12 protein-coding genes are annotated in these 15,310 nt (G+C 38.7%); 2 read left to right on the forward strand and 10 right to left on the reverse strand.

Annotated elements, in window-relative coordinates; translation table 11 throughout:
- Positions 1-93: 93 nt before the first annotated feature.
- A complete protein-coding gene (locus AC1RRY_RS04280; protein WP_492817854.1) occupies positions 94-291 on the forward strand; it encodes a hypothetical protein in 198 nt (65 codons plus the stop codon).
- On the opposite strand, the gene AC1RRY_RS04285 is transcribed toward AC1RRY_RS04280, so the two are convergent.
- From AC1RRY_RS04285 to AC1RRY_RS04300, 4 genes are all read right to left on the reverse strand, one after another.
- Positions 292-2,613 (reverse strand): penicillin-binding protein 1A, encoded by a 2,322-nt coding sequence (locus AC1RRY_RS04285; RefSeq protein WP_492817853.1) that lies wholly within the window; start codon positions 2,611-2,613, stop codon positions 292-294.
- A 285-nt stretch (positions 2,614-2,898) separates the two neighbouring features.
- Positions 2,899-4,197: a M20/M25/M40 family metallo-hydrolase gene (locus tag AC1RRY_RS04290; protein WP_492817852.1), complete on the reverse strand. Its 1,299-nt coding sequence runs from the start codon at positions 4,195-4,197 to the stop codon at positions 2,899-2,901.
- A 23-nt stretch (positions 4,198-4,220) separates the two neighbouring features.
- Complete coding sequence (locus AC1RRY_RS04295) at positions 4,221-5,186, reverse strand: glycosyltransferase family 2 protein (RefSeq protein ID WP_492817851.1); 966 nt, start codon at positions 5,184-5,186, stop codon at positions 4,221-4,223.
- 13 nt (positions 5,187-5,199) lie between these two features.
- Positions 5,200-5,928 carry a tRNA1(Val) (adenine(37)-N6)-methyltransferase gene (locus AC1RRY_RS04300; protein ID WP_492817850.1) on the reverse strand — a complete coding sequence of 243 codons (729 nt, stop codon included), beginning with the start codon at positions 5,926-5,928 and terminating at the stop codon, positions 5,200-5,202.
- A gap of 179 nt (positions 5,929-6,107) precedes the next feature.
- On the opposite strand from AC1RRY_RS04300, the gene aspS reads away from it, so the two are divergent.
- Entirely contained in the window at positions 6,108-7,859 is a 1,752-nt protein-coding gene (gene aspS / locus AC1RRY_RS04305; protein WP_492817849.1) for an aspartate--tRNA ligase, read from the forward strand.
- A 64-nt stretch (positions 7,860-7,923) separates the two neighbouring features.
- Here the strand turns inward: aspS and AC1RRY_RS04310 are convergent, their stop codons facing one another.
- The 6 genes from AC1RRY_RS04310 to AC1RRY_RS04335 all read right to left on the reverse strand — a co-directional run bounded on the left by AC1RRY_RS04310 (position 7,924) and on the right by AC1RRY_RS04335 (position 15,080).
- Positions 7,924-9,492 (reverse strand): hypothetical protein, encoded by a 1,569-nt coding sequence (locus AC1RRY_RS04310; RefSeq protein WP_492817848.1) that lies wholly within the window; start codon positions 9,490-9,492, stop codon positions 7,924-7,926.
- Between the two features lie 29 nt (positions 9,493-9,521).
- Complete coding sequence (locus AC1RRY_RS04315; RefSeq protein WP_492817847.1) at positions 9,522-10,670, reverse strand: hypothetical protein; 1,149 nt, start codon at positions 10,668-10,670, stop codon at positions 9,522-9,524.
- Between the two features lie 610 nt (positions 10,671-11,280).
- The gene (locus tag AC1RRY_RS04320) at positions 11,281-12,153 is read right to left on the reverse strand and encodes a methyltransferase domain-containing protein (protein ID WP_492817846.1); all 873 of its coding nucleotides are present in this window, start codon (positions 12,151-12,153) and stop codon (positions 11,281-11,283) included.
- Positions 12,154-12,358: 205 nt separating this feature from the next.
- Entirely contained in the window at positions 12,359-13,396 is a 1,038-nt protein-coding gene (locus tag AC1RRY_RS04325; protein ID WP_492817845.1) for an MlaD family protein, read from the reverse strand.
- Between the two features lie 3 nt (positions 13,397-13,399).
- Positions 13,400-14,155 (reverse strand): ABC transporter ATP-binding protein, encoded by a 756-nt coding sequence (locus AC1RRY_RS04330; protein ID WP_492817844.1) that lies wholly within the window; start codon positions 14,153-14,155, stop codon positions 13,400-13,402.
- Positions 14,156-14,294: 139 nt separating this feature from the next.
- Positions 14,295-15,080: an MlaE family ABC transporter permease gene (locus tag AC1RRY_RS04335; protein ID WP_492817843.1), complete on the reverse strand. Its 786-nt coding sequence runs from the start codon at positions 15,078-15,080 to the stop codon at positions 14,295-14,297.
- Between the last annotated feature and the right edge of the window lie 230 nt (positions 15,081-15,310).

The raw sequence follows: 15,310 nt of genomic DNA on the forward strand, positions 1-15,310 counted from the left end.
ACTTTTTTCCTCATCTTTCGCTTTTTTATGGATAATCATTTGTGGAACAGAGTTTTCTATTGTTAGGGTATATCCATGAAACTAACAACTTATATGTCACACATCTTTATATTACTAGTACAGATTCCGTATGTGATTCTGGGCATCTTCTGTGGAATCAGTGTAATTATCTCTAACTGGAACGAATACTTTGTCAGTAAAGAAAAGCATTCAAAGACCGTTTATCTGTTATTTGAATCTTCTGAGATTGCATCAGAACAGGAAACAGAACGCGTCCGGATGGCAGCTTAACTATAGCTGGTCATCGTCAGCAGGTTTTGCCGTTGGCGGAGTATATTTCTGAGTTGAATCAATGTGATATCCTTCGCCAGCGGTAAACACGCAATCACCCGATATAGAAACCGTTGACGGTTTTAAGAATGAACCTCTTTTGTATTCAATGGTTTTATCGGCATATACTTTCTGAAAGAACATCCCCCAGGTAGGTAATGATACCCTCGAGCCTTGCCCCAGCGCAATAGAGCGGAAGTGGATAGTTGGCTCATCGCCTCCGGTCCAGCCTCCGGCTACCAGAGTAGGTGTTATTCCCATAAACCAACCATCTGAGTAGTTGGAAGTAGTACCTGTTTTGGCCGCCACTTCGTTTCCATCCAGTAGTCCGTATCTTGAAAGCCCCCCATAAGCTGTACCGCCGGGTTGGGTAGCCCCACGCATAAGATGTATCATCTTATAAGCGGTTTCCTGACTGATTACTTCCTTGCTATCTGAATAGTATTCTTTTATCACCTCGCCGTTTTTGTCTTCAATGCGGGTTACAAAAATTGGTTCGGTATACTTACCACCGTTGGCAAATACGCTGTATCCTGCCATTAGTTCATATAAGGAAACGTTACTGATGCCCAGACAAAGTGCTGGCACTTCGTCTAACTTACTTTTAATACCTAGTTTGTGCGCATATTTTATGACATTCCCGGCCTTAAACTGGTTAATGAGATAAGCACTCACTGAGTTGACAGATTGCCCCAGGGCTTGTCGCAAAGTGAGAGATTTATAGCTGTATTCTCCGTCAGAGTTTTTGGGTGTCCAGCTACCACCGGGTACAGGAATCGTTACAGGTTGGTCAACCACCTGCTCGCAGGTTGAAAACCCATTGTCAATAGCTGTAACATATACAAATGGCTTGAACGTAGAGCCGGGTTGGCGTTTTCCCTGATATACATGGTCGTACTTGAAATACTTATAATTAATGCCGCCTACCCATGCTTTGATATGGCCATTGCGAGGATCCATAGCCAGAAAACTCGAATGTAATAAAAACTTGTAATACCTGATTGAGTCCATGGATGACAAAACGGTATCTCTTTCACCATTCCATGAAAACACACGCATCTTGGTGGGTCGGTTCATTTCTTTCCATACCTTGTCCATGTCATCATTATATTGCTCTTTCAGCTCTTTGAAACGCGGCGTAGTTTTAGCAATATTTTCTATAAAGTTAGGTATCGGTTTGTAATTTCCTTCAGTACCCAATACCCAGGGTTGGCGTCCTTTCCAGTGTTCATAGAATTTCTTCTGCTGCTCTTTCATATTCTCTCTCAACGCTTCTTCAGCATAAATCTGCATTTTCGAGTCTATGGTTGTATAGATTTTGAAACCTTTCGTCTCAATATCTTCAATATCATACCCGTCTTTACCCAATTCGTCTTTCAGCCAGTCTTTCAAAAACTTTCTGAAATATGGTGCCGGACCCGTATTATGGCTCTCGGGCTGGTAATTGAGTGCAATAGGGACTTGTTTTAATGATTCTGCCGTAGCAGGTGAAAGTTTGTCATATTTCACCATCTGGTCAAATACAATGTTCCGACGGGCTTTTGAAGCTACCGGATGAAACTTCGGATTGAAACGCGAAGGATTCTGAATCATACCCACCAAAACGGCGGCTTCTTCAAGGGTTAATTCACTCGGTTCTTTTTTGAAATACGTTTTAGAAGCAGATTTGATACCAAAAGCCCCACTGCTGAACTCAATGGTGTTCAGGTATTTTTCCATTATTTCCTGCTTGGTGTATCTGCGTTCCAACTTAATGGCGGTGATCCATTCTTTGGTTTTAATGAGCAGTTGTTTAAAACCGGGTATGCTATATAAAGGGCCTTTGTAAAAGTCAATTTCACGCAGCTTGAATAAGTTCTTGGCTAATTGCTGAGTGATAGTACTTCCTCCGCCTTTTCTCTGGCCTGTGAATACACCCGTTACAACCCGAAGTGTACTGCGGGCATCGATACCTGAGTGCACAGTAAACCGGGCGTCTTCGGTAGCTACTAAAGCATTAATAATATTAGGAGAAAGCTCACTGAACTCTATAGGACTGCGGTTTTCATGAAAGAACTTGCCAATTACTTTTCCGTCGGCTGAAATAATTTCTGACGCCACTTCACTTTTTGGATTATCAATTTCTTCAAGGCTTGGCATTTTGCCAAACAACCAGAATAAATTGAAACTGACAGCCACCAGATATATAACAAAAGCAATGCTTGCATATCCGGTAAATTTCCAAATATTAGCAATGATTTTTTTGAACTTGCCTTTTTCTAATTGCGGGAGTGTAAACTTCATTTTGGTGAGGAAAGGGTGTTATATGAAAGCAAACGTAAGCATTTTTGTGAACTGTTGCAAAAGGTTAAAGGGTTTAAATATCATAATCAGATAAATATTTTTACGCCTCTAAACCTCTATTATACGAAAGTCTGACTGAAATTATTGTATACGAAATTGAATAACAAAACAGATGCCCGGCTATTTCTAAATCAATATGTGGAAGTGCATATGATAACAAAATCCTCTCTTGCCCAATAGAGAGAAGAGAGGATTAAGGTTTAGTTTATTGAACTGAGGCAATTCTTATTTTACCGTACTTTTATCAATTCTGGTTGGGGTATCTTTTCCTGCTATAATGCTTTGTGCGCTTAAGGCAATTGCTTTGATTGTAGCCACTATGTTTTGCATATCAAGCGATTCCACCTCGTCGTTTACCGTATGGTAAAGTTTGTCAGAATCAATCTGATCCGTTGATATGGTATGTGCCGGTACTCCCAGGCGGGCAAGGGTGGCGTTATCAGAACGATAGAAAAGGTTTTGCTGCGGATACGGGTCCGGATGGAATGTAAAGGCTGTACCTGTCAGATTTTTCTGTAAGATCGGGCCGAAATCTGAACGTTCAAAGCCTGTAATAAAAGCAGAGTTAATGCCCCATTTAGATGCCTTACCTATCATTTCTATATTAAACATGGCCACTACTTTGTCGGGGTTTAGTTGCTCAGAGAAATACTTAGAGCCAAAACCGCCTATTTCTTCAGCCGTAAATGCTGCAAAAACAATGGTACGCTCATTATTTTTCAGTTTCCTGAAATAATTGGCTAATGCAATAACTGCAGTGGTACCCGAGGCATCATCATCAGCACCATTGGCTATCGAATCGCCTTCAACGGCTTTCTGAATACCCAGATGGTCGTAGTGACCCGAGAACACAACGATTTCATCAGGTTTGCTTTTGCCCGGAATCATGCCTACAACATTGGTCATTTTAAATGCTTCTTTATGTTGTTTGATTTTCACTGAATAATTTTCTAATGAGCTAAAACCCAAAACAAATAAAATATTTCCGGCTATTTTAGGATACGGTTTCGATAACAAACGTGTGCGACCAAAAAAGCGCTTTAAACCTGCCAGTTTACTTTCGTGTGCGGCATCTACCAATACAATTTTGCTGGTTGAGTCACTCATAAACTGGTTAGGAGAAAAAGTATCACCTTTGCCTACTATTACAACAGGAATGTTCGAAGTCCAGCTTACTTCTTCGTTGTCTGACATAAAAACGAACTTATCTTTGGTAAGAACCTGTCCGTTAATAATTACCTCTGCTTTTTCGAATCCGTCAATTTTGGTAATCGGGAATTCCTGTCTGTATCCTGTCTGGCCATTCAACGGCTGAAGACCGATTTTTTTGAACTCGTCAGCAATAAAGGCCGTAGCTTTTTCAATTTGCTGAGGGTGTAACGAGCTTCTGCCCATCATATCGTCGGCTGCCAGGGTACTGATGATCCGTTTAACTTCATTTTCCTTGATAAGCTTATTAACTTTCTGAGCCATGGAAACATGGCTGAAAACAAAGAGTAGTAGGGTGAGTCTGATCAACTTCATAGTAGTTTGTTGGTTTAAGGAATTTACTCTCCGGTTTTTTCTTCTATCAGGTATTCGTCTTTTTTAAAGGTCTGTTTTACAAATAATTCGCCGATGAATCCGGCCAGAAAAAGCTGTGAGCCTATAATGATAGCCACCAATGCCAGAAAAAACATCGGGTTGTCTGTTACGTTGCGGTAGCGCAAACCCTGGCTGATATTATAAAGCTTTTCAAAAATCAGATAAAAGGCCATAATAGAGCCGACAATAAAAGAGAGCACACCCATTGTACCGAAGAAGTGCATGGGGCGTCGTCCGAATTTATTAACAAAGGCAACCGTCAGCAAGTCCAGAAAACCAAAAATGAAGCGTTCGAGACCGAATTTGGTGCTGCCATATTTGCGTGCCTGATGTTGTACCACCTTTTCACCTATTTTTTTGAAGCCATTCCACTTGGCAATGATTGGGATATTCCGATGCATTTCGCCATAAATCGTGATGTTTTTTACAACTCTTGACTGATAGGCTTTCAGACCACAATTGAAATCGTGCAGATGAACGCCTGACACCCAGCGCGAAATGGCATTGAAGAGCTTGGTGGGAATAGTTTTAGTCAATGGGTCATAACGTTTCTTTTTCCAGCCAGACACCAGATCGAATCCGTCTTCAGTTATCATTCTGTATAATTCCGGAATTTCGTCGGGGCTATCCTGCAGGTCGGCGTCCATGGTAATAATTACATTACCTTTTGCCTGAACAAAAGCTGTTTGTAAAGCAGCTGTTTTGCCATAGTTGCGTACAAATCTGAAACCTCTTACGCAGGCATTGTTATTGGCCAGGTCTTGAATCACCTGCCAGGAGCCATCCTGGCTTCCATCGTCAACAAAAAGAATTTCGTAGCTGAAGTTATTTTGCTGCATTACCCGTACTATCCAGTCGTGGAGTTCGGGCAGTGATTCAACCTCATTATATAATGGAATAACTACAGATATTTGAAGTATTGGGTTCATTAAAGGCAAAGTTCTAAAAAATAGTGTAATAATCGCTCAATAGCTCCCGGAATTTATCCGAATACGTATTCGAATCTTTTTCAAAAATCACTAAGGTATCTTCGCTATACGCAGGTTCCGGTTGTTTTTCGAAAGTCATGATATGTCTGAATACCTGCTTTTGAGGATTATGCTTTATCAGCAATTTTTTTGACAAATATAAGGCTTTTTTCTGAGCAACTCCGGCTAATTGTTGAGCTTCAAAAGGAGGAAATAAGACAACAAACCTGCCATCAGGTGCCATCATTTGTACAACGGCGTCTACCAGTTCGTCAAACGTAAGCGTAGCGGCATGAAGTGCCTTGTTGGTTTGTGCATCAGGCGATGGCAATGAGTTCTGATAAAATGGTGGATTGGAAATAATTAAATCGTATGAGTTAATAATTGCATCTTGGTGCAACTTGCTGAATTGTTGGATAGACAGATGGTGTAACCGGATACGGTGTGCAAATTTACTTGATGCAATGTTCTCTTGTGCTTGTGTGTAAGCATCGTCATCAATTTCAACGGCATCAATTGTTGCCTGGGTTCTTTGGGCCAGCATTAATGACAAAAGTCCTGTTCCTGCGCCGATGTCCAGAATCCTTTGTGCATTTTCTTTTTCAGCATAGGCACCTAAAATGCAGGCATCGGTGCATACTTTCATGGCGCACTTGTCCTGATGAATGATGAATTGCTTGAATTGAAAATAAGATTTTGGCACGCTAAACTGACTTATAAGAGTGCGAAGATAGTGGTTTTTGAGTAATTCTAAGCATCAGTTCTCTCCGCCTGTTGATTTACTTTATTATGAAATTCGGTATTTTTAGCAAAGCCATAATAGCTTTTCTTTAAAATTCGTACTTTTGCAAAAAAATTGCAAAACATAAACGTTGATACATAATGTTAAGAACGCATACCTGCGGAGAATTAAGAATCTCGGATATTAATCAGACAGTTACCTTATGCGGGTGGGTACAAGTTGTTCGTGATAAGGGAGGCATTATTTATATTGACCTTCGCGACCGCTACGGCATCACACAATTAATTCTGAATGAAAATAGCAGCGATGCAAACATAATTGCTTTGGCCCGTACTTTAAGCCGTGAATTTGTGATTCAGGCAGTGGGAGAAGTAATTGAACGTGTATCAAAAAATGATAAAATAGTTACCGGTGATGTTGAAATAAAAGTAACTGGTTTAGAGATACTGAACCCGGCTAAATTACCTCCGTTTTTGATTCAGGATGAAACGGATGGGGGAGATGACATCCGGATGAAATACCGTTATCTGGATTTACGCCGCAACGTGGTTCGTCAGAATTTACAGCTACGCCACAAAGTAGCGCAACAAACCCGTAATTTTCTGGACGGACAAAACTTCATTGAGGTAGAAACGCCCGTGTTGATTAAATCGACTCCTGAAGGCGCCCGTGACTTTGTAGTACCAAGCCGTATGAATCCGGGTGAGTTTTATGCTTTGCCGCAATCTCCGCAAACATTCAAACAATTGTTGATGGTATCAGGTTTTGACCGTTATTACCAGATCGTGAAATGTTTCCGTGACGAAGATTTACGTGCCGACCGTCAGCCGGAGTTTACACAGATAGACTGCGAGATGTCTTTTGTGAAACAGGAAGATATTTTACAGATGTTTGAAGGGTTGATTCGTCACCTGTTCAAAACAGTGAAAAATATTGATATGCCGGAAGTACCGCGCATGACCTACGCCGACGCCATGCGTTTGTATGGGTCTGATAAACCCGATACTCGTTTCGGTATGCAGTTTGTTGAACTGAATGATGTAGTGAAAGGTAAAGACTTTGTAGTATTCGATTCAGCTGAACTGGTGGTAGGTATCAATGCATCGGGTTGTGCAGAGTATACCCGTAAGCAGATTGATGAGATAACAGAATGGGTAAAACGCCCGCAGGTTGGCGCTAAAGGATTGGCCTATATCAGATACAATGCTGATGGTACCTTGAAATCATCGTTCGATAAATTCTTTGATGAAGCTGCACTGAAACAGATTGCCGATCAATTTGAAGCAAAACCCGGTGATCTGATATTGATTCTGGCAGGGGATGCAGGTAAAGCCCGCAAACAATTGAACGAACTTCGTTTGGAAATGGGTAGCCGCTTAGGTTTGCGTAATCCTGAAGAATTTAAGGCACTTTGGGTGCTTGATTTTCCGCTTTTGGAATACGGCGAAGAAGAAGAGCGCTGGTTTGCTATGCACCATCCGTTTACCAGCCCGAAACCAGAGGATATCCAGCTATTGGATACTAACGATTTAGGCAATGTTAGAGCCAATGCTTATGACATGGTAATTAATGGAACAGAAGTAGGAGGTGGCTCGGTACGTATCTTCCAACGACCGCTACAACAAAAAATGTTTGGTATACTGGGCTTTAGTGAAGAGGAAGCGAAAAAACAATTCGGATTCCTGATGGATGCCTTTGAATACGGTGCTCCTCCGCATGCAGGTATTGCGTTTGGTTTCGACCGACTTTGCTCTATATTTGGTGGTGCCGATTCAATCCGCGACTTCATTGCCTTCCCGAAAAACAATTCTGGTCGCGATATGATGATTGATTCACCATCTACCATCGACCAGAAACAATTGGATGAATTGAAGATTAAGACGGTTTTGTAATAGATAAAGTATCAAAAAAATAGAGCCTCGCAAGAAGCTCTATTTTTTTGATACTTTATCTGATTTATTTTTTACCGCATGAAGAAGTATAAGCTTCAAATATTTGGATATAGTTTTGCGGAGTTGTTGAGTTAAATTCACCAGTATCAATTCTTTTTTGCATTGCCGGACAATCAGCAAAGTATGATTTTAGTGATTTTTTTACAGCTATTAAGGGTAATTGATAGTATTTCTCTTCTTTTGGCTTTTTTAATGCTCTTTCATTTTGAGGAAAGACTTCATTATATACTGAAAGGCCAGCATGCGACTTAATTTCTTCTAGTAAAGCATAATGATTATTATCTTGCATAAAGTCTCCAACAACCCCTACAACATAAGTCTTCCCGTCTTTTGTTTTAATAGAAGAGATGTCATCAATTTTCCTTTTTACAGGTTTCTTTTCACCAGTCATTTCAATAAAAACAGTGCTATTGTCAGCTTTGAAAGCGCTTAGGTTTAATATGCCGGACCCTAAACCTCCTTGTTGTATGTTTTGTCGATAATCAATGATTGGCGGGTTATCATTCATCAATTTTATATTCCCAACAAAGTGTTCATTTTTTTTATCAATCAATTCCCCCTCTATCGAAACATATTTGAAGGCATCTGAAGTTTTGTTGTATTCAGGCAAAACCGGTGCTGGTGAAATAGGGCTAATATTTTTAGCTTCTTTTGAATCCGTTGTATAATCTTTCACTGCCTTGATGTTATCAAGAATGGAAGGTGTTGTAGGAGTAGCAGGAGTAGCAACTAAACCAAAAACTTTACGGTCGTCTTCTTTTACCATTGCAGCATATTTTTCGGCGAGTGGTAGATTACCTAGTAGCAGGTGAGAAAATGCAAGGTTTTTTGCTGCTCCTATTCTTACTTCTTGGGTAGCATCCTCGTCTTTTGTCTGATATTTTAAAAGTGATTCCCAATATTTTTGAGCTTCCCCAAACAGGTTTGTCCATTGATCGCGGCTCACACCTGAAATATTTGCAAATACCTGAGCTGAAAGATTAAAATCCTCAAGGTTGCTGTTCTTGGGTAATTTGGTTAACTCAACATATCGGCCAACTAAAACCGGGCCATATAAAAAGTATTGGTTAAAATCGTTAATTAGCTGGTTAAAAGAATTGATTATTATAATATTGATTACCAGAGCTGGCTGTATTTGATTATCTACCATATAGGTATTTACTTTCGGCGTAATATATCTTTGATAAATTACTTTTCCCTCCTTATCTTTTATTTCCAAGTTGGCTTCTATACCCATTACGTATGCCGGAGAGCGCGAAATTGTTTTTTGTTCAAGGAATGCAAATTTTGTGACATTATATGCGATTTTAAAATCGCCGTCAGTGTCATTTTTCAAACCATAAATCCGTAAATCGTCTGCCCAGGAAGGGGTATAGGCCCCACCTGCTTTTCGAACAGTAGACTCAAACATAGCAGGCACATTAAGTTTCAGGGAATAACTTTTGTAATTAGTATAATTCTGATCAAAAGGGGCAATAGGGCCTCTTAAAGCGATATTTTTTTCGTTTCTCTTTTGGGCATTTCCAGTTATTGCAACAAAAAGGAATAAAATAATACTCAGGTGTTTTTTCATTAAGGTATTGATTAGTATTAAAGTTAGTTTTAGCGTAATTCCGGATTATGTCTGGTATTTGTTTTGGCTATTTTCATTGCCTCTGCCAATTCGTTAGCCATTTGTACTAATGACTCTCCGTCTTTTTCATCATACTCATTTTTCATTAGCCCCTCTGCCTCTTCACGCGCTTTTTCAGGTTTGTCGAGATAATAATAGATTTTTGACAAATTGTAGTAGGCAGAGTACCTCATTTTTTTATTTCGCTTATCATCGCCTTTGTATTTGGTTTTCAAAGATTGTAGATAGTCAATAAGAGGAGAAAGATTGCTTTCCAGATCAGTAATAGGCTGGTCGGCTTTCATGGTTTTAAACAATTCTTTCACAGCCTGAATCGCCTCTTGCTGTGTTTGATATTCTGGGTGATCTTTTGAATTCAGAATCCACAGATAATCATTAGTCTGAATAGGTCTGAATCCGTAATAAAAATTTAAATTATTATTAACCGCCTCAACTGAACCTTTAACAAAATTTTTCAATTGATCTGAATAAATCGCGTCTTTCTTGTTTTGGAAAGCAGAGCTTGCTGCAGAAGAACTGGTGTTTTTTTCCGTAGCATAAGTATAAATTGTACCATGCCTGATATTAAGACCATTAGTTACTTCAGGCTCTTTATTAACTGATACACTAGCCAAAAATCTGTTGTTACTTTTAGCTTCTTCTTTTTTCTTTTGTTCCAATAGTTCTTTTTCGCTGAGCGGTTTTGGAGTAAGAGGACCATTTATCTTAGAAAAACCTCTCGACTCGTAAGTAGCATCTATCCAGTATGAAGTTGTTCTTGATGTTACTTTACCTTCTTTGTCTTTTTGTTCAGTTGTTTCTGATTTTAAATTCGCGTCCTTAAAAGAGAAATATTCAAGATTCATATCAATTCCAACAGTTGGGCTTGATTCGACTTTCTTCCAACCGAATATTTTTATTTTATCATATAGGGTAGCTTCGTCGGTATAAGACTTTAATGAACTGCCTACAGTTACTTTAGCTCCATAAGTGCGTTGCTCCAACGGAACAAACTCTTTCGGTAACTGTTGAAAACTAACATTGAAATTATACCTGTCTAAGTCGACCTTTTGAGCAAAGCATGTCAGAAATGATGACAAAAGTGTAATACAAAAAACAAAAATAAATTGTAGTCTCATAAAGTATTAAGTGTTTAAAAAGTGGTTATAAAGGCTTAGTCTGCAATACACCGCAGTTTAGATTAGTTCGGTAAGCATTGATGTAAGAGCTTCTTTTATTATGCAATGACGGTTGTCAACTGCTCATTTTTTCTATAATTGTTATGCCTATACGTAAGTACATGCTTATGTTGGCTTACGCAATACATAAATGCTTTTAGAATATTGGTGTAATTAATTTATCAGACGAATGTCTTCTGATAGAAACAAGAGAGATTAAGCTTTTTTAGTGCAAAAAAAAGAAAACTAAATAATAGGTTTCGACAATAATCCTTAAATATGAAAGACATCATTTTATATGTTTTGTCTGGCAGAACAATAGGATTAATATGCTCAGAGTTTGAAAGAATCACAGACAAAAGAATATAATAGACATCAATCAACAGTTTAGGCTTTTAAAGTTTTAGCAAAAAGATTAGCGTTGGCCTGTCTGGGTGCGAAATAAATAAAAAAAAACAATAATTGTAAGTTGTGGATTTTATTTTTTTAAATTCTTCAAAAATTTAAAATTAGTAAATGTTTTCAGTTTGTTTTACAGCATAGAATGTTATCACTGTCAAATGAAAACTTTTTACCACTTGCTTACAGCGTGTTTAATGCGCTGTTTCAATTTTGATAAAGACTTACGAATAAAAGATCTTGGGTCAGTTGGTGCCGGACGGAAATTCTTTCTTTCCTCTGCTAACTGACGCATTCTTTCTTTAATTTGTTCAACTACATCTGTATCTTGTTTTTTCTTAAATGCAAGAACTCCAATATACCATGGTGGATAATGTATGCGGTGTACTTCCTCAAAATATTGGCTAAATAATTCTTCTAATACTTCAGGCTGAGGAACACGCATTCGATGAAAAGAACCAATTGACTCTTGCCATGTCCATTCAAATGAGGTAAGTTTGATAGGCCCGCCTTCATAATCATTGCCTATTTCATAAGGAAAATCAGGTGCTGTGTTCTTTCCCACCCAGTTGAATAAATTATATAATACTGGTAATGATATGAAGCATGCGCCATTTTCGCTCGACCATGTATGAAAATTCTTAATCATTAAATCCCATTGTTCGAAAGAGTCAATATATGTGTGTGCATAACCAGTTTCAGTTATTAAATCAAACGAATTTGCGGGATATAAAGAAGTATTCAAGTAGTTCGCTTCAATAATTGGGACAGTTGGATTTTGTTTTTTGGCTTGAAATACCATACCTGGAGATAAATCAAACCCAGTTCGTACAACATTAGGAATCAAAGAAAGCAAATGGCCAGTTCCGCACGCCACATCTAACCAATGGGCATCGTTACCTTTGCCAGTATTTGCAAGTAAAGTTTTGAAGATTTCAATATGGGAGTCGGTTCTGATTCTCCATTCGTCTAACAAATGAAAACGATTATCGTAAACTATTCCATATTGAAAATTAAACGCCTTTTGGATATCTTCTGGTTTCATATCAGCTAGTTTTGACAAACCTAAATATAGTAAAATGCAGGTTCCTGTTGAAAAATTGACCCTTAAAATTTTATTAAAATTGTTAGAGGTACTTGGTCTTATCTACAGACTGAAATCTTTTACAGCAAAGCATATTAAAAAAAAGACAGTAGTAAACACTTGTTTACTACTGTCTAAAATTTCATGCCAGGTACTTATTCCTTCTCTATTGCTGCTTTGCTTTCGCAGTGCTATCTGCTTTTCTTTTGGCTTCGTCTTTCGCCTGATTCCTGAAATATCTTCTGAACAGGAAATTATGTTTCAGTGCTTCCAGATTCTGATCCAGTTTGGCACTGCTGCTTTCCAGATTGCTGATAGTCTCTCTGATGTTATTAGCTGCTTTTTCGTCGTGCAATAAGACGCCAACCGGGCTTTTCGGATTGTTAAGCAATGTATTACTGGTTTGTTCCAGATTATTCACCATTTGCTTGGCAGAAATAGTGGTCTCTTTCAATGTCTGAGAGGTATTCTCTAAAGAGGCCACTGTTTTCTTGATGTTCGGATATATCTCTTTGTCGGTTGCAATAGAGTTAATGAAATTACCATCAGCATTTAGTTTATCAGTTAGAGTGGCCAAACCTGTAGCGCCTTTTTTGAGGTCTCTGGTTGCCGCTTCTACTGTAGCCATACTTCTGTTCAGATGCGTGTAAAGTTCATCGTCTTTCATCAGTTTGCCTATTGAGCCCTGTCCTGCGCGGATATCACCTATTATACCTTTCAAATCGTCGGTAATCGATAGAATATTTTTGTTGTTGGCCTGTAAGGTTGTGAGCATTTCCTGTTGGGTTACATCAGGTTCAACCTTAAAATTAAATCCGCTTTCAATCATTTTGGCGTTTGGAGTACCGCCTGAAATCAAAATAATCGGATTACCGATCAATCCGTCAGAGCTTACTCTTACCGAGGCGTCTTGCTTAATAAAAGGCTGAGAGGTATCTTCTATGCTGAACAACACCCTTACTTTCGAATCAGGCGTAAACGTTATTTCGCGTACGGTTCCTACTTTTACTCCGGCAAACCATACGTTATTACCTTTTGTAAGTCCGTTAACACTTTCGAATGTAGCTGTGGCATCAATCCTGCTAATAAACGATTTCCGCATGGTGCCAAGCGTAAGAATACCAGCCGCCAGTATAATGATTCCTATCAAAATAAACAAACCAACCTTGGCAGCTATTTTTTGTGAAGATTGTGGGGTCGCCATAAACTATTTCCTTTTATTTTCTATGAAATTATAATCATGAAAGTTTTTGATCCGGGGGTCAGGATGTGTAAAGACCTCATCGAACGTACCCTGGAATTTAAAGTTACCATCAAATAGAACTGCCAGCCTGTCGCCTGTTTCTTTTGCACAGGTGAGGTCGTGGGTAATAATGATAGAACTCGTATTATAACTTTCTTTTACTTCGTTAATTAATTGATTGATTTCAATACACGTGATGGGGTCCAACCCGGCGGTTGGTTCATCATACAACATAATTTTGGGATTCATAATGAGCGTACGCGCAATACCAATCCGCTTTTTCTGTCCACCCGAAAGCTCCGCAGGCATCTGATGTATAGCCTGCAACAAACTTACAGAGTCTAATACCTTGCGCACCGCTTTATCGATTTGGCCGCGGGTCATATTCCGTACATTTCTTACCAGAGGGAACTCGAGATTTTCCTTAACGGTCATACTGTCATATAAAGCACTGTTCTGAAACGAAAAACCTATTTTAAGGCGTAGTTCATTCAGTTCTTTTTTGCTCAGATGCGTTACTTCCTTCCCTAAAACTTCTACACTCCCTTTGTCGGCGGCTAAAAGTCCGGCAATGATTTTTATCAGAACCGATTTTCCGCTTCCTGACTTACCCAGCACCACCATGTTTTCGCCTTCATAGACATCCAGGTTGGCATCTTTTAAAACGACCCTGTCGCCAAATGCCTTATGAAGATGTGCTATTTCTATTACTTTGTTCATGCGTTACTTATTGAGTGAATGAGTGATTGAATGATTGAGTGATTTTTTTCTGAAATCTCGAAAATCAGGTTTTCAGATTGATTAAATTCTTAAATATTATAATCACTGAATCACTCATTCTCACAATCACTAAATAAATCTATCTAAACCAGTTGGTTACCTGCACTATAAATACTTCTTCAATAAATATCAGGAACATAGATGTCACAACTGACGCGTTTGCTGCTTTACCTACACCCAATGTGCCATTGCTGGCGTTGTAGCCTTTATAACAACCTACAATGCCTATTGTAAAGCCATAAGCTACTGCTTTGATGATGGCTGTCCAGAGGTCAAGGAATATGATGCTGTTAAAAGCCTGTTCAAAAAAAGCCGGCAGGCTGGTTTCTTCGTTGGTAGCTACATTCAAAAATACGCCGGTCAAGGCCATTAAAGCACAGTAAAAGGATAGAATAGGAATAGTAACAGTGGTAGCTAATACTCTGGTAACAACCAAAAACTTAACAGGATTAACGGCTGATACTTCCATGGCATCAATCTGCTCAGTTACTTTCATAGAGCCTAACTCTGCACCAATACTCGACCCGATTTTACCGGCAGATATCAGTGATGTTACCAAAGGAGCCAACGCTCTGATGATAGCGATAGTAACTAGCGAGGGAAGCCATGAGGTTGCACCGAAACTTTCGAGCGATGGGCGCGACTGCTTGGTAAATACGAAGCCTGTAACGAAACCGGTAAGGGAAATGAGGAGTAATGAACTATTACCGATTCTGTAACATTGATTGATGAATTCTTTAAATTCAAAATTCCCACTAAGCGCTTCTTTAAAGAACATAACCACAAAGTCAGCGCCATCTTTAAACCCAATAAGCCAATTATCTATTTTTTCAGAGAATAAATTTTTTCTTGATTGTAAACCCATATAGTATTGCGTTTGCGGAAATTTGGCGCCTCAAAGTTATTAAAGTATATTGTTAAATTAATGAACCAATTAAGTTTTTACGGAATTTATATACGTATGTGGAAAAAAATGCCCAAGATGCGATAATATATTTGTAAATCTATAGATTTAATAGATAACAATTTAATTAATTTGAAGTAAAATTCTTTCCTATATGTAAGTATTTTTGTTATTTTTGGTTAAAATATTGA

This window comes from Emticicia sp. GW821-FHT11C11 (assembly GCF_058808615.1).